The organism is Nocardia ninae NBRC 108245 (assembly GCF_007990755.1).
Lineage (GTDB): Bacteria > Actinomycetota > Actinomycetes > Mycobacteriales > Mycobacteriaceae > Nocardia > Nocardia ninae.
This window is the reverse complement of record NZ_BJXA01000009.1, coordinates 57,868-75,071: the sequence shown is the minus strand read 5'-3', so window position 1 is coordinate 75,071 and position 17,204 is coordinate 57,868. Positions and strand designations below refer to the sequence as shown.

24 protein-coding genes, 1 tRNA gene and 1 pseudogene are annotated in these 17,204 nt (G+C 62.8%); 18 read left to right on the top strand and 8 right to left on the bottom strand.

All coding sequences use genetic code 11. The features are described 5' to 3' along the window. Positions 1 to 15: 15 nt before the first annotated feature. The 13 genes and pseudogenes from NN4_RS09330 (at position 16) to NN4_RS09270 (ending at position 9,643) form a co-directional block, all read left to right on the top strand. Complete coding sequence (locus NN4_RS09330; RefSeq protein ID WP_147129530.1) at positions 16 to 891, top strand: phage tail protein; 876 nt, start codon at positions 16 to 18, stop codon at positions 889 to 891. Next, a pseudogene (locus NN4_RS09325) lies at positions 888 to 2,582 on the top strand (Gp37-like protein). The gene NN4_RS09330 and the pseudogene NN4_RS09325 overlap by 4 nt, the downstream one beginning before the upstream one ends. Further along, positions 2,579 to 2,974, top strand: a complete 396-nt coding sequence (locus NN4_RS09320; protein WP_147129529.1) for a phage gene 29 protein family protein — start codon at positions 2,579 to 2,581, stop codon at positions 2,972 to 2,974. The pseudogene NN4_RS09325 and the gene NN4_RS09320 overlap by 4 nt, the downstream one beginning before the upstream one ends. Positions 2,975 to 3,070: 96 nt before the next feature. Continuing rightward, positions 3,071 to 3,613 carry a M15 family metallopeptidase gene (locus NN4_RS09315; protein WP_147129528.1) on the top strand — a complete coding sequence of 181 codons (543 nt, stop codon included), beginning with the start codon at positions 3,071 to 3,073 and terminating at the stop codon, positions 3,611 to 3,613. Continuing rightward, the gene (locus tag NN4_RS09310) at positions 3,610 to 4,599 is read left to right on the top strand and encodes a hypothetical protein (RefSeq protein ID WP_147129527.1); all 990 of its coding nucleotides are present in this window, start codon (positions 3,610 to 3,612) and stop codon (positions 4,597 to 4,599) included. The genes NN4_RS09315 and NN4_RS09310 overlap by 4 nt, the downstream gene beginning before the upstream one ends. Before the next feature lie 4 nt (positions 4,600 to 4,603). Then, complete coding sequence (locus NN4_RS09305; RefSeq protein ID WP_147129526.1) at positions 4,604 to 4,816, top strand: hypothetical protein; 213 nt, start codon at positions 4,604 to 4,606, stop codon at positions 4,814 to 4,816. Between the two features lie 3 nt (positions 4,817 to 4,819). Then, positions 4,820 to 5,119 carry a hypothetical protein gene (locus NN4_RS09300; RefSeq protein ID WP_147129525.1) on the top strand — a complete coding sequence of 100 codons (300 nt, stop codon included), beginning with the start codon at positions 4,820 to 4,822 and terminating at the stop codon, positions 5,117 to 5,119. 33 nt (positions 5,120 to 5,152) lie between these two features. Further along, positions 5,153 to 5,890, top strand: a complete 738-nt coding sequence (locus NN4_RS09295; protein ID WP_147129524.1) for a hypothetical protein — start codon at positions 5,153 to 5,155, stop codon at positions 5,888 to 5,890. Next, entirely contained in the window at positions 5,887 to 6,753 is an 867-nt protein-coding gene (locus NN4_RS09290; protein ID WP_147129523.1) for a hypothetical protein, read from the top strand. Before NN4_RS09295 ends, NN4_RS09290 begins: the two co-directional genes overlap by 4 nt. Before the next feature lie 34 nt (positions 6,754 to 6,787). Further along, the gene (locus NN4_RS09285) at positions 6,788 to 7,117 is read left to right on the top strand and encodes an LtfC-like domain-containing protein (protein WP_147129522.1); all 330 of its coding nucleotides are present in this window, start codon (positions 6,788 to 6,790) and stop codon (positions 7,115 to 7,117) included. A gap of 44 nt (positions 7,118 to 7,161) precedes the next feature. Next, positions 7,162 to 7,524, top strand: coding sequence for a phage tail fiber protein (locus tag NN4_RS09280; RefSeq protein ID WP_147129521.1), 363 nt, complete (start codon positions 7,162 to 7,164; stop codon positions 7,522 to 7,524). After that, entirely contained in the window at positions 7,524 to 8,672 is a 1,149-nt protein-coding gene (locus tag NN4_RS09275) for a hypothetical protein (protein WP_147129520.1), read from the top strand. The genes NN4_RS09280 and NN4_RS09275 overlap by 1 nt, the downstream gene beginning before the upstream one ends. 8 nt (positions 8,673 to 8,680) lie before the next feature. Next, positions 8,681 to 9,643, top strand: a complete 963-nt coding sequence (locus tag NN4_RS09270; RefSeq protein ID WP_147129519.1) for a hypothetical protein — start codon at positions 8,681 to 8,683, stop codon at positions 9,641 to 9,643. Between the two features lie 219 nt (positions 9,644 to 9,862). Here the strand turns inward: NN4_RS09270 and NN4_RS09265 are convergent, their stop codons facing one another. The 3 genes from NN4_RS09265 to NN4_RS09255 all read right to left on the bottom strand — a co-directional run bounded on the left by NN4_RS09265 (position 9,863) and on the right by NN4_RS09255 (position 10,999). After that, a complete protein-coding gene (locus NN4_RS09265; protein ID WP_147129518.1) occupies positions 9,863 to 10,081 on the bottom strand; it encodes a hypothetical protein in 219 nt (72 codons plus the stop codon). A gap of 63 nt (positions 10,082 to 10,144) precedes the next feature. Next, positions 10,145 to 10,588, bottom strand: coding sequence for a hypothetical protein (locus NN4_RS09260; protein ID WP_147129517.1), 444 nt, complete (start codon positions 10,586 to 10,588; stop codon positions 10,145 to 10,147). A gap of 54 nt (positions 10,589 to 10,642) precedes the next feature. Continuing rightward, positions 10,643 to 10,999, bottom strand: coding sequence for a hypothetical protein (locus NN4_RS09255; RefSeq protein WP_147129516.1), 357 nt, complete (start codon positions 10,997 to 10,999; stop codon positions 10,643 to 10,645). A gap of 126 nt (positions 11,000 to 11,125) precedes the next feature. On the opposite strand from NN4_RS09255, the gene NN4_RS44860 reads away from it, so the two are divergent. Further along, on the top strand, positions 11,126 to 11,299 hold the full coding sequence (locus NN4_RS44860) for a hypothetical protein (protein ID WP_186818331.1): 174 nt from the start codon (positions 11,126 to 11,128) through the stop codon (positions 11,297 to 11,299). Between the two features lie 274 nt (positions 11,300 to 11,573). Here NN4_RS44860 and NN4_RS09250 read toward each other — a convergent pair whose 3' ends face one another. After that, on the bottom strand, positions 11,574 to 12,425 hold the full coding sequence (locus NN4_RS09250; RefSeq protein WP_147129515.1) for a hypothetical protein: 852 nt from the start codon (positions 12,423 to 12,425) through the stop codon (positions 11,574 to 11,576). Positions 12,426 to 12,896: 471 nt separating this feature from the next. Here NN4_RS09250 and NN4_RS09245 point away from each other — a divergent pair. After that, positions 12,897 to 12,972 (top strand) — tRNA-Thr (locus NN4_RS09245). 209 nt (positions 12,973 to 13,181) lie between these two features. Here the strand turns inward: NN4_RS09245 and NN4_RS09240 are convergent. The 4 genes from NN4_RS09240 to NN4_RS09225 all read right to left on the bottom strand — a co-directional run bounded on the left by NN4_RS09240 (position 13,182) and on the right by NN4_RS09225 (position 15,692). Next, entirely contained in the window at positions 13,182 to 13,397 is a 216-nt protein-coding gene (locus NN4_RS09240) for a hypothetical protein (protein WP_147129514.1), read from the bottom strand. A 153-nt stretch (positions 13,398 to 13,550) separates the two neighbouring features. Beyond that, on the bottom strand, positions 13,551 to 14,039 hold the full coding sequence (locus tag NN4_RS09235) for a hypothetical protein (protein ID WP_246180793.1): 489 nt from the start codon (positions 14,037 to 14,039) through the stop codon (positions 13,551 to 13,553). Between the two features lie 172 nt (positions 14,040 to 14,211). Further along, positions 14,212 to 14,502 carry a putative quinol monooxygenase gene (locus tag NN4_RS09230; RefSeq protein WP_147129513.1) on the bottom strand — a complete coding sequence of 97 codons (291 nt, stop codon included), beginning with the start codon at positions 14,500 to 14,502 and terminating at the stop codon, positions 14,212 to 14,214. 137 nt (positions 14,503 to 14,639) lie between these two features. After that, positions 14,640 to 15,692 carry an alpha/beta fold hydrolase gene (locus NN4_RS09225; RefSeq protein ID WP_147129512.1) on the bottom strand — a complete coding sequence of 351 codons (1,053 nt, stop codon included), beginning with the start codon at positions 15,690 to 15,692 and terminating at the stop codon, positions 14,640 to 14,642. 341 nt (positions 15,693 to 16,033) lie between these two features. Here NN4_RS09225 and NN4_RS09220 point away from each other — a divergent pair, with 341 nt between their 5' ends. Genes NN4_RS09220 through NN4_RS09210 form a run of 3 tightly spaced genes read left to right on the top strand, consistent with a single transcriptional unit; the run spans position 16,034 to position 17,203 of the window. Further along, positions 16,034 to 16,441: a glyoxalase superfamily protein gene (locus tag NN4_RS09220; protein WP_246180792.1), complete on the top strand. Its 408-nt coding sequence runs from the start codon at positions 16,034 to 16,036 to the stop codon at positions 16,439 to 16,441. Between the two features lie 53 nt (positions 16,442 to 16,494). Continuing rightward, on the top strand, positions 16,495 to 16,959 hold the full coding sequence (locus NN4_RS09215; RefSeq protein ID WP_147129511.1) for a DUF2752 domain-containing protein: 465 nt from the start codon (positions 16,495 to 16,497) through the stop codon (positions 16,957 to 16,959). A 55-nt stretch (positions 16,960 to 17,014) separates the two neighbouring features. Beyond that, positions 17,015 to 17,203, top strand: a complete 189-nt coding sequence (locus NN4_RS09210) for a hypothetical protein (RefSeq protein WP_147129510.1) — start codon at positions 17,015 to 17,017, stop codon at positions 17,201 to 17,203. Position 17,204 lies beyond the last annotated feature (1 nt).

Here is a 17,204-nt window from a genome sequence, read left to right as displayed (position 1 = left end):
GAATAGCGGGGACTCATGGCAAGGACACTTGTCGAAGTCGAGGGCTGCAATGGCTCCTGGTTCACCATCAGCGGCGTCGGCCTGGGCGAACAAGGCGTCTGGCTCGGCACAGATGTCGAGGGCATCTACGACGCCCCGGTGCGCACAATCTACGCCAGCCATGCCAGCCAGATCGGCTCTACGTACTACGCGAAACGAAATCTACAGCGCGACATCGTATTCGGAGTCGCCATCGGCAACACCGAGTCTCGCTCGTGGCAGGAGAACGACAGCGAGTGGCGCAAGGCATGGTCGTACTCCGAGGACACGAAACTTTGGATTACCACCGAGGATTCGCGCCGGTTTCTGAAGCTGCGGATCTCCGAGCAGCCGCAGTTCACTCCTGAACACGACCCGAATATGACCAAGGTCGAAAAGGTCGTGATGACATGTGTGGCCGCCGACCCTTGGTGGTATGAGGAGCCGGTCACCGATTCCTTTGTGGCGACGGGGGTTTCGTCCTCGGGCATGGTCACCGTGTCGAATCCTACCGACCAAGAGATCTGGTTGGAGTGGGTTCTGCAAGGGCCGGGCCGGTGGGTGATTCCGGACTACTCCTGGGGTGACAACCGTTTTCGTCGCGCCGAGGAAGACAAGTACCGCAAAATCTCCACACCGAGGGCCAATCCGAATCAGGTCTTCTGGATCAACACCGATCCTTTCGCTGATCAGCTGCGTGACCTGAACGGCAGCCAGGTGTGGTCGCTGATGAATGGCGTCACGTTCCTCTATCCCATCCCGCCGTGGACGCCGGACACCGATATTCCGGTATCGGTGACCGAAGCCGCCGCCGGAGTCGGGCTTCAGGTCCGTTGCCCACGGAACTGGTCGCGCCCGTGGGGGCTGCAATGACCGTAACAACCATCGATTTCGATGCCGTCTACGCCGAGATGGAAAACGCGCTGTGGCTGGAACGCGAAGCGCGCCTGACACCGCCGTTGGTGCGGTTCTGGGACGGCGACTGGAACCTGCGCGGCGCGGTTCATCGCATCATCTCCGCTGATGTCCGTGAGGTCAACAACGAAACCGGCACGGCGACGTTCGAACTGCCACTCGACTATTGGATGTCCGAATGGGTAATCGACGTCGATACCCGGACTACGGACAATATCCATTGCACGGTCGACAAAGACGGAGTCCGCTGGTCCGGGCGCATGGAGAGCTTTACCGTTGTCAAGAACGAAGACGGCACCGGGCTGCTCAGAATGCTGTTCAAGCACGATTATGAAGAGCTGAAACACGTTCTAGTTTATGCAAATCCGTTTTTGCCTCCCGAGGTGCAATTTCCAAAGGTATGGGTCCTTTTCGGGCCTGCCCGCTGGGCTTGCAAATTGACCGCACAACTGGCAATAACTCGGTTGATGAACGGGTGGTGGCAGCTCCCGCCCGACCCGATGGACCCGAATGGATGGGCGAACTTCAAGCCTGAGAACTGGAGCATGGTCGTCGCCCCCGGCGCGATCGCTCAAGACAATTCCCAGTTCGCTATCGTGCACGCTCGGTTCAAATCCATTCACGAAACTACCCGAAAAGTCGTCGAAGACGCTCAGCTGACCTGGACTTTCCGCCGGTATTTGCCCGGCGACCCACCGCCGTGGCCGGGAGCCAAGCTGCGTTTTGGGTGCCTGGTCATCGATCTGGTGGACAAATCGGGATACACCTCACCGCAGGGCACTAGCTTCTTCGGAGACCTCTTCACGGGCCTGGTCAGCGCGTTTGTGCATATTGAGCCGGACGGCGTCACGGAAAGCCCCGAGATCATCGGCGACCCGAACACCCCGCCGGAGTACTCGGACCCTGACTTCCTGGGCACGCTGCCCCAGGCCCCATGGGTGATCTATCGCGACGGAATCCACACCGGAATACAAAAGTCGGAATTCACCTATAAACCGGCAACAGATGTGCGCGTGGTCGCAGGCGGGAATTCGATGCCGGGGGTCGTCCACCCCCTCTCCTGAAAAGCGAGAGGGGGTGGACGATCGAATGTGAATGAAGCTATTTCTGCCAGTATCCGCCTGGTCGGCGCGATTCTCGGAGCCATTCCGGGCGTGCCCGACTTAGGGGGTGTTGCAGATAGTTTGCTGGCCCCGTTATATACCGATGTTCTGCTCGCATTCGGTGCCCAAGGTATTCCCGGCAGAAAAAGCAAGCTGGGATGGTCCACATATGGCGAACATTGGGCCGAAGGTGGTGACCGCGCATATACCCTCGCATGGTTGTTAGCCATGCGAACCGGCATGTGGGTGACGCGGCAGCAAACCGGCCACGAGGTAATTGTGGCGGACGGTGCACCTTATCGAATCGGGCAACGCGGACTCGGCCACTTCTATGTCGGCGACAGGGTCGGCACCACCGTCCAAGGAATGAAGCCGGGCAAGGTCTTCGTCGACCAAGTAACCGAAGTCGCAATGTCATGGGATAGGGACAACGCGCCTATCTGGAAAATAACGATCGGGCAGCGAGACATCAAAGACCCGGTCATCGAGGCGTGGGAACGACTCCAGGAAATCCTGTCGATCCTGCAAGAACTGGGAGTGCTGTGAACAACACAGAAGCCGAACAAGAACAACGCGCTCAAATCGACGCCATCAAAGCGACACTCGTGAACGTGCCAGGCATGGGCTCCTCGCCCGGCACGATTCCGCCACCACTGGCAGAAGTGTTCGCTATCCACCAATACGAGTTGGGTGTCCGAGTAGACCCGGCGCTGGCGACGAAGAAGTACCAGCCACCGTTCCGAGGCCCCCGATCGGCCTACAACCCCGCCGGACGGTACGTGCCACTTGATGAGGAAGATCCCGAACCGATCGCCATCCCGAAGATCTCGGAATACACGCGCCAAGAACGCGAAGGAATCCTCGCCCAACTGCGTGAACTGGGAGACATCGAGGACCCGAAACCGGAACCGAACCTCGCCTTCGTCATCGACGGCTGATTCATCTGGAAACGCCCTGGAGGGCCAGAGAGAATTGACTCAACGATTCCACCAGGCGTCCCGCACTCTCGCGGCCCGGATGCGGGGGAGAAAACCATGACTTTGATGACGGAGAACGGCTGGCCGCAGGTCGGGCGCGCCGCCTGCGTGAACCCGGTCGTGCCCGGCACCGATGGCGCACGCCCAGAGGTACGTGCAGGGGACGCTGCCACGATCCTGATCGCTTGGTGTGCGTGGTGGCACGTCAATGTCCGGGCGATTGACACCTACTGGCCGCGCGACTACTGGGGGTGGAGCGCCACCAACGATGTGTGGAATTCCAACCATTTGTCCGGCACCGCAGTGGATTTGAACGCGAGCGAGCTGCCTTGGCAGCGCTGGACGATGAGCGACGACGAGATCGCTGTCATCGAGCACGGCCTGCGGTTGTTCGAAGGCACGATCTTTTGGGGCGGGCACTGGGACCGGGTGGACCAGATGCATTCACAGTTGGCGCTGCCCGAGGGGGATTCGAGGATCGGTGAGTTCGCCGAGCGGCTGAACAACGGCCACCTGGGCATCTACGGCCCCCCTCCGGCCGAGGCCGACAACGACCCACTGTGGGACGCAGTCGTCGACCAGCTCCGAGGCACGGCATGAGCGGGGTGTACTGGGCCGATGTGAGCCAGTTCCAGGTCGACGCGAGCAAGCGGCCGATCCCGATCGACGACACCTATCCGCACCCGGTCTTCGCCTTCCGCTCGAACTCCGGGGACCGTGCCGACGTGGTATTCGCCGAGAACGCCCGGCGGGTAAGGACAATGCTCGACGACGGCCGGTTGCGTGTCGCGATCGTCTACTACTTTCTGTGGCCGGATCAAGCCAACTGTGACCTCCATCGGCAGTTGCTCGAAGAATCCGGGCTCTGGCGGCATCCGCGCGTGGTCAGCATGGTCGATGTCGAGTCCGCAGGCGGGCGGATTTCCGGGGATGTGTCCGCCGAGGCGAACGATGAGATCACCCGGCTGCGCGGTTGGTATGGCGACCCGCGACGTGTGATCGGTTACTACAACCCGCGCGCCGACCCGACGCTGTGGCAATCACGACCGCAGGACTTGCTGCTGGTGGTCCCGCACTACAACGGCACCCCTGGCGACTCCTACGACTTCCCCGGCCGCTTCGCCCACCAGTACGGCGACGCGATCCTGTGCCCGCCGTTCGGTCGGTGCGACATGAACTACACCGGCATGGACCTGCCGGAACTACTCGAAATGCTTGGTATTGAAGGAGATTCGATGAGCACAGCCGAAGACGCGCTGTACCAGATTCGCGGCGACGCAACCGACTCGCTGGCCGGGAACACCGGCTGGAAGTTCCTCAAGCCCTTCGACGGATTCTCCGTCGCGCTCGGGCGGATTGTCGACCGGCTCTCGGTGCCAGAGGCGTTGGGCCAGTTGGTGTTCGAAGCCACCCTGCGCATCCTGCCCTATCGCGACGGCGCTAAGCGCAACACCGCCGAGACCGTCTTGGGGCATGCCGCCGCAGCACACGGCAGCGCGCTGGATGCCAACGACAAGCTCGACGCGCTGGCACAGGCCGTCGCGCACCTGCAAACCACGATCGACGCACAACTGAAGAAGGACTGATCACATGCTCACTTTCACCCCCGCTGTCCGCGACAAGCTGTACCTCGTCGCGACCACCGTCGCTGGCCTGCTGGTCGCGATGAACGTCCTGCCTGCGGGCATCGACGGCGACATCGAAACCGTCCTCAACGCCCTGGGCACTCTGTTCGTGGCCGTCACTTCGCTCATGGCCAAGCTGAACGTCAGCTGGGGCCACCGCGACGAGTTCAAGCGGTAACCAGTGCTGCCCGCGATCTTGGCGACTGTCGCCACTCTGCTGAGCGCGCTGGCAGTCGCCCTGATCACCTATTACGGCGGGCGGCTCCCCAGCTTGGAATCCCAGCGCTCTGACTTCAACTCCGTCCTGCAACCGCTGCGGGACGAGATCCGTGACCTACGGGACCGGGTCGCCAGCCTCGAAGGCAAGCTCGCTACGACCGAACGCAAGTACCGCATCGCTCTGAAGTACGTTGCCGTCTTGCTGGAACGGTGCACGCCACCGGTTCCGCCTGTGCCACAGGACATTTACGAAGACCTGTGATCGACAGGCACACAACTGAATACGAGGTAGCCGATGACGACTCCGGGAGGGTCCGCGCCGGACGGCGCGTGGGTTGTCGGCGGCCGATACGGCTCCGACATCACCAAGGACTCGGCCAAAGCCATCATCTCCGGCGGAATGCTCGCCCCGTACAAGGGCGCGCAGCGAGAACTGAAAGCCGTCGACAACGCGTTCAAAGACGACCTGAAGAACTTCGAAGACTCCCAACTTGCGCTGAAAGACCGGCTGGACCTGCTCGAATCGGTCAACGGCTACTGCTCGTTGTTTCTGTCGAAGAACTGGAACCTCCGTGGAAACGGTGAGTGGCGGTTGCTGCCGTTCGATACCCAGCTCGGGCCGCGCAAGGGCACCTCACTGGAGGCGAGTGGCATCAAGCTTGCGGGAAAAGGGTTGTGGCGCTGCGACGCCCACATCACGTGGTACCCCGCGCCGAGCGGTTGGGGCCAATCCAACACTGCCGCCGCCGCACGAGTCGTCGTTGTCTACGCCGATACGCTCACCATTTACACCGAGCGCAGATTCGACATGGTCATCACCCCGTACGGCTCCGAAACTGCCTCGTTCTCACACACTTTCGTGATCCCGGACGACGACAAGTTCATCGTCCGACTAGAGGCAGGCCACTCCCGCGACTGGCACATGCTCTACGGCGGAACCGTGAGATCGGCTCTGTCAGTGAACAAGTGGGATACCGGCACCAACAACAACCACAACTTGCCGACCGTGCCTGACGGCGGGAATCTCGGATGACAACCCCGCATCAGCCACGGCCGGACAGCGCCTACGTCGTCGGTGACAAGTACGGCTCCGACCAAACACAGCAGTCGGTCAAGACAGCGATCAACAATCGCGACCTCGCCTCGTTCAAGGAAGCGCAGGTCGAGTGGAAAGATCAGTGGCAGAACAACTCTGACCGACTCGCGTACGTCATCAACGGGCAGAACGCACAGAGTCAACGACTTGAGCTGATCAAAGATATCGATGGATTCGCCTCGGCGTTCATGGGGCAGAACTGGACTGTGTCGCCCTCGACGACTGTGATGATCCCGTTCAATGGCAAGCTCGGCCCTAACAAGAAGGCTGATGTCACCGAGGACGGCAGGCTAGTGCTGAAAGCGGGCGGCTTGTGGCGAATCGACGCGCAGGCAACGCTATCGGGTTACACGCTCAATCAGACGATCATCCCGATCATCAGCCCGCCGTATTTCACGGTGCTCACGTCCTACGATCCGATCGCGCCGAAATTCTGGCTGGAAGTGATGAATGCGCAAGGCCAGCATCTCACCGTGCGAGCCTGCGACACTCTGCCCAACGTCGCGGTCTACGGCGCTGGTGTCCTCTCGGTCGTCAACAATCCTGCAACCACGGCGTTCAACCACACCTTCGTGCTGGAAAACATGCCCCCCGTTGATGATCCCGCAGCGCCTGACCATTGGGCTTACGTCCGGCTGACCATGCGGTATGAGCCGATCGCCACCGGCACCTTCGCCAGCGCGACGTGCAAATTGAGCGGCGGCACCAAATCCAGCGGGCTCATTGCCTCGCGCTGGTCGCGGGATGTGCAGAACAACTATTACACCCCGACTGTGCCGAACGGCGGCAACCTCGGATAACCGAAAACCACAACTGAATACAGGAGCGGTGACGATGGCGATTGGCCGCGCACCCATTCGGGAGAAGCTGATCCTCACTCTCGAAGCGGATTTCGTGCACACGATCCGCTTGCCGACGAACCGTACGTTCCCCTCCGGGACGACGATCGTATTGCGGTTCTATCCACCAGGGAAGACCAATACCACCCAGTCCATCGGGCAATTCTCGGCGACGGTCTATCCCGATCGAGCTGAATGGAAAGTCGAATCGACTCAGATCGACGCCATTCCAGACCGCGCCCACTATCGAATCTACGTCGCCTATCCCGAAGTCCCGCCTTTGGATCACTGCTGGTTCGTCGGCGATGTATCTCGCCAACAGTGATGCGACACAACTGAATACACACAACTGAATAAGGAAGACAGCTCATGCCTATTGCGTCAGCAGCAACCCGTCAGATCCTGGCGGATGCCTACAAGGCCATCGGTGCGTCGGGCAAAGCGTGGCTCGGTCTGCACAGTGCAGACCCCGGCGACGCCGGGGCGCTCGCCGAACTGTCCGGCGGATCTCCCGTATACGAGCGGGTCGAATTCACCTGGACCAGCGGCACGGGCGGCACCATCTCCGGCCCGCCCACAACGGTGAATACCCCCGGCGGCCCCGTCACCCACGCATCACTGTGGACGGCCAAGACCGGCGGTGTGTTCATCGACAAGTGCCCGCTGAACCCGACACAGAATCTCGGTGGCGCTGGACCGGTCACTGTCACACCGGTTTTCACGGTCTCCTGATGGACTGGGCAGCCCAGGAGCCGCCCACCGGAGCCGAGTCGATCGGTGATCCGCCGGTCGGCACCACCACACTCATGGACGCCAGCCTGATTCCGCCCTATGCGCCAGAGTGCACCGCTGTGTTCGCGGGCTACCCGCGCCTCAAGCCCGCATCGGCAGTGCGCGCTGCAGCCCCGTTCGCGGTCGCGGCGTCGATGGATGGTCTGGCGTCGGTCGCGTCGTCGATTCGACCCCAGGCCGAAGGGTGGATGATCGCGGCCACCGCCGCATCGTTCCTGAACCCGGCGGCATCAGGCAGCCTGCACGCGACATCGAATGCCGACCCCGTCGCCCGAGCGCACACCGACGCCCAAATTAACGCCAGCACAGCCGTTTACAGCCACGACCCGCACTCCGTAGATGCCCGTTTCATCCCGCTGGCGCGCCCGAGCAGTATCGCCCGCTTCACCGGCGCTAGCTCGCTGACGGCTGCCGATCGCCCGCAAGCGTCTGCACTCCTCGCGAGCAGCTCAACGCTGGCCGGTAGCACGAAGGTCTCGATCTCCGACAACTTCAATCGCGCCAACGGCCCACTCGGCGGCAGCTACGAACAAGGCACCGGGCTGTTCCTCGTCATCTTCAACAACGTCGCTGGCCAGCCTGACGAACAGAGCACGAACGTCGTCAACACCTACTGGGGTTTCCCGAATCAACGACTCGGCACCGACGACCACGACGTGTCAGCAAAGGCGGTCGTCCCGGTTAACGGCCTTGAAGTCGTCCTGGATGCCAATGAGCTGGAGATGGGCGTCGGCGTGCGATTCAAGCTGTGGCCGGGTGGGAGTGGCGTCACTGCCCACATGTGGGATGACCAGGTTTCGATCTACTCGTGGAATGCCGATGGCACACGGACCGAACGCAAGAAGACCACAGGGCTCACCATTGCAGCCGGATCGCGCCTACGCCTCACAGCAGTCGGAAACACCTACACCGCCTACGTCAACGGCATCCAACGATGCCAGTGGGCCGATACCGCCGTACCCCGAGCCGTCCCGACCGGACCCGACTACCGCAAGACTGCGCTCTTTGTGCGGGCTCGCAAGATCAGCAACGGCAACTATGACCTGGCGTCGTGGTGTGTTGACGACTGGTCGGCAGCAGATGTGTAGGTGAACAGATGACACCAGCCCACGGACTCACCGCCGAATCCCCCTCGCCCCTCGACATGGTCGCTGAGCCTCCGCAAGGCACCTGGCAGTTGGCCGACCCGCCGATCGGCACCGTCACGGCCATGGACGATGACGACATTCCGTTCTATCCGCCGGAAACTGCAGCGATCTTCCAGGGCTACGCCCGGCTGACAGCGGCGTCGGCCGCAGAGGCTGCTGCCCAACTGGCGGGGGCTGGTGTAATCGCCGGACAGGCGAGCGCGCGTGCAGTCGCTCAGGCTGCGGGCAGCGGATGGATGGTGGCCGCCACTGCTGCCTCTCACGCAGCGCTGGCGGCGACAGGTGAGTTCTCTGCTGCTGGTCGCGCACGCACGGTCTCAGGATTCGCACCGAGCCCTGCACTGGATGTTCTCGCCCGCGTCTACGTCAGCGCGGCTCAAACCAGCACGGGCACCTTTACCGCACTCATCGCAGGGTTGAGCGGTGCCCGAAACGATGGCTCCGGCGCACTCACGACCAAAGCCCGACCACGCGCGCTCGCGGGCCTCGCCATGAGTGGAACACTGTCAGCGACCAGCACCCTGTTCACCCCGTCACGAATGAACAAAAACGGTACGTTCAAATCGAGTACCGCCGCCTGGACCCAGATTCCGAACTGGACCCCCCAAGCTGGCTCGACCGTGAACAACCACGGCTTGGTCGTGAACGGCGGCAAAGCCAACGCCGTGTTGACCGCGAACATCCCGTGGTCGGGCCAGGTCGGGTTCCGCGCAACAATGCAGATACGCATCAAAGTTGATGGCGCAGTGGTTGTTACGACGACACCAATAGAGACATCGCCTCTCACTGCGACGATCAACCGCAACGTGAGCAACGGAAGCGTTGTGACAGTGGAGATCTCGTCGAACTCCGGCGATCTGTTCCAACCCGAAGTCGCCGCCGGAACGAACACCTACCTGTCAATCGCCTAGTCAGACAGAGGAATATCGTGACCGCACAGCCACGCCAGCGCGTGCAAAGTCGGCACAACGACGAGCGCGCAGACCTTGCCGCATGGAGACGCCGTCACGAGCTTCGGCGCAGCGCCGCCGCGACACCGATACCCAACGCAAAGCGATACCAACGCCGCACGAAACATTCGAAGCGTCAGACCGGCGGCGAGTAGTAGACGTTGCGGCTCTAGCGGGCTTTCACGCGTCAATCACCACTACATCCGACGACGGGCACAGCACTCGGGAGCCGTCTTCGTAGTGCGGGTTGACCCGTCGCTGCTCTTGGGTGTCCGGATAGAACTCGATGAACCGCTGACACTCGGGACACACAAAGCCGGTCATGTGCGACACCCCACGAATCGTCATCGGAACCGAGTACACGGTCTCGCGCAACATCTTTCGCGTCTGCTCGTCCATCAACATCCCGACCGATCTGGCTCGTCCCGCAGGTGGCAGAAAGATGTGACCATCGTCGTCATGTCAGCGCGCCTTCCAGATCAAGCTCAGCTGACTCTGTACTTGCAGCTGACTGTATGGGCCGTTGTTGGCCTGCTTACCCACCACCACGCGGTACTCCTTCAGTCCGGCAGGAACCTTGGTGATCTCGAACGGAAACACACATCCTGGCCTACCGGTCTGCCAACGACCTGAACCGAACTTGCCGGTCGCGACCACCTCGCCCTTGTCGTTCACTGCCTCGATCGGCGCGCCCTCGCGGATCGGTGACGACCGAAATCCTGAGCAGCCGATACCTTGCGCAGCAGCCGCAGCCGGGAAGTCCAGATCGTTGATGCTGACCTCCCGGTTCTCATAGTTCCCGGTCACCGTGAACGTCGTCGATGCCGCCGCTTCACTCGACGAACAGCCACCACCCAGCAGGGCGACACCGACAGCTAGACAAGCCCCAACAGCGCTGTAACGCATGATAATCCTCCCTCTCCGTGAAGGATCTTGTCAGATCAACCATGCCGTTGTCTGCTAACGCTCGAACCAGTAAGGGATCGAATACACCCCGTACTCGGCGATCAGATCGTCGATCTCAGTGGCCGTGATCCAGCGATGGAATATCGCGTTCGGCGGCAGCTCGCCCACCGCAATCCACTCGCGGGGGTCCTTTTGGTCCAAGAACACTCGGCGAAACCACGGCACAAGTTGAGCGGCACTCGGACTGCTCGGGCCGCCGGATGCGTCGGCCTTCGCTATCCGATCTGCGACCATATCCAGCAGAGCCAACTTGTTTGCGCGAATCTGCCGAGCTACGTCGATGTCGGCGGCGGCACCGACCAACATGGGCAAGCCGTCTGCTGACTGTGGGTTCGAATCGCCCGGCGTCACGCTTCCTCAACTCCTATCAATCGTGTCTTTTTACCGCTAGAAGGTGCACGGTCGGGCGGATTTCTGCCTCTACCTATATGTAGAGACCGAACGGACCTCCATCACGGAGGCGGAAGGAGACACACCATGGACGAGCCGGGAAGCGTGCCGAAGGATCAGGCGGTCATGAAGTGGCTTGAAGACCAGCATCGATCGTTGGAGGAGAGGCTCCGCCACGTTCTCGACATCGAACCTGGTCTGGCCGAAGTCTTCGAACGCGCTGGCCGATCTTCGGGCGACGAGCCAGTTATGGGCCTGTAGTTCACGGTGGTGGTGATCGGCCGGGCGGGCGGGCGGTAAGGGGGTTCGCCGGGGGCCGAAGCCCCCGGCGTCGATGTCCCAAACCGGGTAATCGGGCAGGCGCATCATCATAAGTTCCCCAGAAGGTCCGTCGAGGACCGTGCGAGTCTTCGACGGACCGAGGCGAAGGGGAGAATGCCCCGGCAACATCCGACATTATCAGTCGCCCACCACGGCCAGAACGCTCCGCAAACCCCTGTTCAGTTGTCGGGCTGGAGTGACCGGCCGGGCGCAGTCAAGCTGCGGTGTCGACTGCGACCAGATCTGTGGGACGTACCTCGGCTACGTCGGTATCAGTCGAAGGCCCGATGGCGATGAGGTCGGCGAAGGTGCCCGAAGTCCACGAGTGCAGCCATACAACTGCCGCGATCATGATCGGTGCGACGCCATATTCGATCGCGGTGTGCCAGTTCGCGGACATGACGTGCGGGCCGACGTTGAGGACGAGGGTCAGCAGCAGCAGGCCGACTTCGAGACTGATGATCTGGCGTTTGTTGACCGGGCGGCCACGACGAGCAGCGGTCGCCGCTGTGACCATCACCACAATCAGGGGGATGGTGACGAGAGGCTCGTAGAGGAACGCTAGCCAGAAGCGCGGGTCCGACATCGGAACGCCGGTCGTCATGTTGTGCTGCACGTTGACCGCGCCCCACACGACGCCTGCGGCGATGACGCCGATCAGCGCGCGGGAGATCCATGTCGACGTGCGATGGGTGTCGGCAATCTGCGCGGACTCGCTGGTGGCGCGTTGCCGAGCGGCGACAGCGTCGGCATGCCACTCGGCTTCGGTGACCATCCGGCGGTGCCGTCGTTCGGCGGCGCGACGGCTGGACTGGGCTGTGGCATAGCGAGCCCGAGCCCCTGCCAGCTCGTCTTCGATGTCCAATCCACGGATCTCATCGGCGACCTCACGGCGTCGGCGGATCTCGTCGTTGGAGCGTGCTTCGGTTAGCGCCTCGGAGTGCTGCGTCGCCACACGGCTCTGCGCGTCTAACAACAGCTTGTCGAGGTTGAGATCAGGGCCGAACGGGTCGTAGGGAGCGTGCTTGGTTCGCTTGCGCGGCACCAGCTCTGCGATACTCGTCACGTCGGGAAGCTCCTATCTTCCTGGCAGCCCCTTGGCGGATGGACAAGATCCGCTGAGGGGCATTTTGATTTCGTTGTGGTTCTGCGGATGGACAAGATCCGTCGAACCGGGTTGCTATCGACTCGATCTGAACACGCGAATGTGCAGAGGTCAACGTGATCAGCCTCGGTCACTGTCCGTAAAACGCCAGGTCAGAGCGATGTCGATCCGAAGCGTGCGCCGGAGCGTGGCGGACTTAGCGAACGTCTCGCTATCCCTGGCATGAAGCAGTGGCCCATCCCTGTTTTGCCGACTTTTTGCCGAAACGATCCGGCAGGCTGGATTTTGGTCGGAAACAGTCGGCTCTGTGTGGTGCCTGAGTAGTCCGTTGAGACGGTGCTCGGTCGCAGTAGGGTCGCCTGTTGGGGCTGGTGACCACTCGTTTTCGCGATCCACCCCCCGAGACGATAGACTCGCCACGCCGAAAGGCACGCCGCCTTAGCTCAGTCGGTAGAGCGCTTCACTCGTAATGAAAAGGTCGCGAGTTCGATTCTCGCAGGCGGCTCCATACACCCAGTTGAGGCCGATTTTCGGCCTCAGTGGAGTGCTGCCCATCTGGCTGTACTCCCGACTAAGTCCCAACTAAGTCGCTCTGCGCGCCGCTGATCAGCCGAGATTGCTCACCGCGAGGTATAAGGCATCCCCCCGCCGACCGTCGCCGCGACTATAGCGGGCCGACCCGGTTGATCGGATCGGCCTCGATACGACATCGGCGCCTTACTCGCTGTCGACGTTGCTGTAATAGACAGTGATCGACGGCCAGTTTCCGTCTGCCGTGACCTCGTTGTGCAGGATCAGATCCGCGACCGTCACCGGACCGAGCTCCTCGATCGTTGCCGCTACGGAACGCAGCAGAGTCGACACATCTGCTTGACCGGGGCCAGCAGGATTGGCTTGGGAGAAGTACAGCGTCGTGTATTCGGTGGACGTCATGGTCGGTTCTCTCCGGTTCGACTCGACGGCAACTTGCGTCCGCGCTGATGACCACGTCGGTGGCGGGGGACAGTCGTAGCACGCTGGCGACGCTTGGTGTTAGGTCGCCGCCGAGCCGCATGCAGATTGGTGTCGATCTAAATCGGTGACGGTTCAGCGGGGGCAGTGGACTGTGTAGTTCCAGTCTGTGCCGCCTGGGCCGGTGACGCGGACCGCTACGGTGGTGGCGGTGCCTGCGGGGATGTTGATTACTGCGGAGCCGGTGCCTTCGTTGATGTTGTCGCCGATGTAGCCGGTGTTGTGGACTCGGGCGCCCTGGTAGAAGACCTCGATCTGGTCGGGGATGGCGAAGGTTTCGTAGGACAGGACGAATGCGGCGGGGCCGGGGCGGCCGAGGTGATGTGCGGTCTCGGTGACGCCTGAGCCACCGGACTTGGTCGACTGATTGCACTGCTGGGTGGGCGGTGCAGCCGGCCCGCTGCCGCTACCGCTCCCAGTTCCGCTGCTGCCACTACCGCTTCCGCTGCTTCCTGAGGGAGGTGCTGCGGAAACGCCGGCGGCAAGGGCGAGGGTCGCCGCGCCTGCCAGTACTGCTGCTGTCGCACCGCGCACATTAAAATGCCGAATTCCGTTAGTACTCAACGTATTTCCTTCGCAAATAGTTGGGGAACGTCCGTTGAACACGATGCCACCGGCAGAGGTTGCCGAATATCCGCTGTTCAGTGGACAGCATCCCGGTGGCACGGCGGATTCGGGCACCGCAGTGCGCTATCGATATGCCTCATGTGCACGAAAAGTGTTGGGCCACAACACATCAGTCGAAGGGCGGGCGCGCATCTGTGACGGTGTACTTCAGCACGGAGTTGTTGTTGATGGCGATGCCGGTGTCCGGCGCGTTGGCGACGGCTCGCCAGGCTTCCATGTCCGCCGCGGTATCCCAGAGTTCGAAGACGTTCACGCGCTCCGGGTCGACGGGGTCGGCGGTGATGGCGCAGTCGAGGCAGCCGGGAGCTGTTCGACAGCGGCGCAGCAAGTCGTGGAAGGCGCGGACGTCGGCGTCGCGCTGGTCGGGGTCGACTTCCGCGTAACCGGCGATGATCAACACAGGCGGAACCTCTTCTGCCGAAGGATGATTGCGTGCTCAGCAGTGAGGACGAGGCGCGGCCGGTGGACTCATCGGTGCGGTCGGATGTTGCTCCCGGGTCGGGCGCCGTTGACCGGCCCGGGAGAACAGTTGAGGGGTCAGCCCGCGGCGGCTGTCCGCAGCGTCGCCTGCTCGGCGACGTGTGCGAGTTCGGCGTTGAAGCGCTCGGCGGCCTCGATATTGCCGAGGTGGCCGGTCGGCCAGCAGTGGTACGCGGCGAGGTGGCCGGTGCGCGACAGCGTATCGGCGATCCGGCGGGCCATCCGTTCCGGCAGCAGCCGGTCGTGGCGGCCTGCGATGACCGTGGTGGGCACCGTCAGGTGTGCCGCGCCGTCGGTGACGTCGAGGTCGGCCAGGGCGGCGGCGTGGCGGCCACGGGTCAGTGGGCGGCAGGAGCGGACGATGCCGAGGGCGAAGTTCACCTCGTCGACGGTCGCTCGCCTGTTCATCACCCGGTCCTTCAATACCGCGCTGACCAGCCAGCCGCCGGGCAGCGGGACCGGGGTGGTCAGCACTGTTTCGGAGACGAAGTTCGGCAGGCGGACGGGGGCGCCGAGCAGGGTGATCGGCTTGTTCTGCACCGTGAGTTGCTTGTTCAGCAGCGGGAGCAGGTCGGTGTCGTAGCGGATATTGCCCGAGGTGGTGTTCAGCAGGATGGCCGCGGCGGCCCGGCGACGGACCTGCTCGGGATAGCGCGCCGCCCATGCCTGCAGGGTGATGCCGCCCATGCTGTGGCCGGCGAGCACGGCGCGCTGACCGGGGCGCAGGGTGGCGTCGAGCACGGCGGACAGGTCGTCGGCGAGGGTGTCCCGGCTGGGCAGCAGGCGGCCGAGCTGGCTCTCGCCGTGGCCGCGCTGGTCGTAGCAGACCACCCGATACCGGTCGGCGAAGGCGTTGATCTGCGGGTTCCAGTACTCGATGCTGCAGCTCCAGCCGTGGATCAGCACGATGACCTCGCCGTCGGCGGGGCCGTAGGCGTGCACGCGCAGGCGGGCGCCGTCCACGGTGGTGACCGGGATGACCTCGAGGGGAGCGGTAGGAGCGTTCAACGACGCGGTCCGGAAGGTACGTGATCGCAGTCCGGCGCGATAAGCGGCGGTCAGGGCGCCATTACGCGCGTCCGCCAAAGTCTTCATCGACTTCACCAGCATCGGGCACTCCTTTGTGTCTGCCGCCACAGTACAGTGCAAGCTGGGTGCTTGCTAGTGCAAGCGCACCGCAACGGATCTTCTGGCTCGAAGGTAGGAATACCCGTAATTCGGCGCAGTGACACTGTCTCTGTTCACAAATAATTCATGGCGAAGCTAGCTCTGCTGACTTCATCGTCTGTCCAGGCTGGTTGCGTTAGTGCGCGAAAGTGGCGATCCGGTAACGGTTTTGCGTGATCACGTCGGACCGCGATGCACCGGTCCGGCACTACGGACACACAGATCAGGAGTGAGGCGGGCACCTGGTCGTCCGGGTAGGCGTCATGCATTGGACGAACCGCGAAATGTCGTACCCCGGTGCGATGATCGTCGGCGTGGCTTCCGATGAGATCGGCTTCGCAGCACCCATCCCGGTTCTCCGCATGTTCGACGTCGCCAAAGCGTACGAGTTCTACTGCGACTACCTGGGTTTCACCGTCGACTGGGAACATCGATTCGGCGACGACTTCCCGTTGTACGCGCAGGTGTCGCGCGGCTCGGCCCAACTGCACCTCAGCGAGCACCACGGTGACGGAACACCGGGCACCGTCGTGTGGATCGCGGTGGACGACATCCAGGCGTGGCATGCCGAGCTGGCAGGCAAGGAGTACCGCTACGCCAAGCCCGGCTGCCCTGAGGACGGCCCGGGCGGCCCCGGTTTCGAGCTGGCCGACCCGTTCGGCAATACCCTGCGCTTCGCCCAGCCCGAATAGCACCCCGGCCATCCGCTGGCGGCGACGGGCGCGCCACAGTTACCGTTGGTGCTGTGGACAGCACGCACTTGGCACCGGAATCGGCGGCGCAGCAGGATCCGGCGCACCCGGCCAGGTCCGGTTGGCGCAGTGTGGGGGTTCCACTACTGGTGGGGGGCGTGGGCATCGGGATCGGCGTGCTGTTGCACGTGCGCGACCCGCACGTCGAGGGTTCCTACGGCGTGTGCCCGGTCTACGCGCTGACCGGCTGGTGGTGTCCGGGCTGCGGCGGCATGCGAGCTATCCACAACCTCACCGACGGCCAGGTGCTGGATTCGTTGCACAGCAACCTGCTTGCGATTCCACTGGTGCTCGCCTTCGTGCTGTGGATAGCCGACTGGAGCCTGCGCGCCTGGCGCGGCCGACGCATGCGCCTGCCCTCGATCGGCTCCGTGACGATGTGGACCTTCTTCGCATTCCTCGCGGTGTACACCGTCCTGCGCAATACGCCGTGGGGAACCTGGCTCGCCCCGGTCTAGACCCATCCGGCGCGCCCGGGCGATTCCCGCGCCGCGAACCGGGCAAGCTGAAACCATGAGTGATTCGTTGAAAGACCGCATCAGGGCCAAGCTATTGCGTCAACTCGCGGAAGACGGCGGCCCCGACGCCGAACATGACGACCCCCGCCAGGTCTCGGTCGAATCCGACCTCGAGGCCCTGAACAGCGTCCCCGACGACGACCCCTTGGTGGAGGAACTCGCCTCCCGATACCTGGTGTTCTGAC

Bases quoted from the DNA above. Each gene is read 5' to 3' on its own strand.
- NN4_RS09330 (WP_147129530.1), top strand. From the start codon at position 16: ATGGCAAGGACACTTGTCGAAGTCGAGGGCTGCAATGGCTCCTGGTTC.
- NN4_RS09315 (WP_147129528.1), top strand. From the start codon at position 3,071: ATGACTTTGATGACGGAGAACGGCTGGCCGCAGGTCGGGCGCGCCGCC.
- NN4_RS09310 (WP_147129527.1), top strand. From the start codon at position 3,610: ATGAGCGGGGTGTACTGGGCCGATGTGAGCCAGTTCCAGGTCGACGCG.
- NN4_RS09305 (WP_147129526.1), top strand. From the start codon at position 4,604: ATGCTCACTTTCACCCCCGCTGTCCGCGACAAGCTGTACCTCGTCGCG.
- NN4_RS09295 (WP_147129524.1), top strand. From the start codon at position 5,153: ATGACGACTCCGGGAGGGTCCGCGCCGGACGGCGCGTGGGTTGTCGGC.
- NN4_RS09290 (WP_147129523.1), top strand. From the start codon at position 5,887: ATGACAACCCCGCATCAGCCACGGCCGGACAGCGCCTACGTCGTCGGT.
- NN4_RS09285 (WP_147129522.1), top strand. From the start codon at position 6,788: ATGGCGATTGGCCGCGCACCCATTCGGGAGAAGCTGATCCTCACTCTC.
- NN4_RS09280 (WP_147129521.1), top strand. From the start codon at position 7,162: ATGCCTATTGCGTCAGCAGCAACCCGTCAGATCCTGGCGGATGCCTAC.
- NN4_RS09275 (WP_147129520.1), top strand. From the start codon at position 7,524: ATGGACTGGGCAGCCCAGGAGCCGCCCACCGGAGCCGAGTCGATCGGT.
- NN4_RS09270 (WP_147129519.1), top strand. From the start codon at position 8,681: ATGACACCAGCCCACGGACTCACCGCCGAATCCCCCTCGCCCCTCGAC.
- NN4_RS09265 (WP_147129518.1), bottom strand. From the start codon at position 10,081: ATGGACGAGCAGACGCGAAAGATGTTGCGCGAGACCGTGTACTCGGTT.
- NN4_RS09260 (WP_147129517.1), bottom strand. From the start codon at position 10,588: ATGCGTTACAGCGCTGTTGGGGCTTGTCTAGCTGTCGGTGTCGCCCTG.
- NN4_RS44860 (WP_186818331.1), top strand. From the start codon at position 11,126: ATGGACGAGCCGGGAAGCGTGCCGAAGGATCAGGCGGTCATGAAGTGG.
- NN4_RS09240 (WP_147129514.1), bottom strand. From the start codon at position 13,397: ATGACGTCCACCGAATACACGACGCTGTACTTCTCCCAAGCCAATCCT.
- NN4_RS09225 (WP_147129512.1), bottom strand. From the start codon at position 15,692: ATGCTGGTGAAGTCGATGAAGACTTTGGCGGACGCGCGTAATGGCGCC.
- NN4_RS09220 (WP_246180792.1), top strand. From the start codon at position 16,034: ATGTCGTACCCCGGTGCGATGATCGTCGGCGTGGCTTCCGATGAGATC.
- NN4_RS09210 (WP_147129510.1), top strand. From the start codon at position 17,015: ATGAGTGATTCGTTGAAAGACCGCATCAGGGCCAAGCTATTGCGTCAA.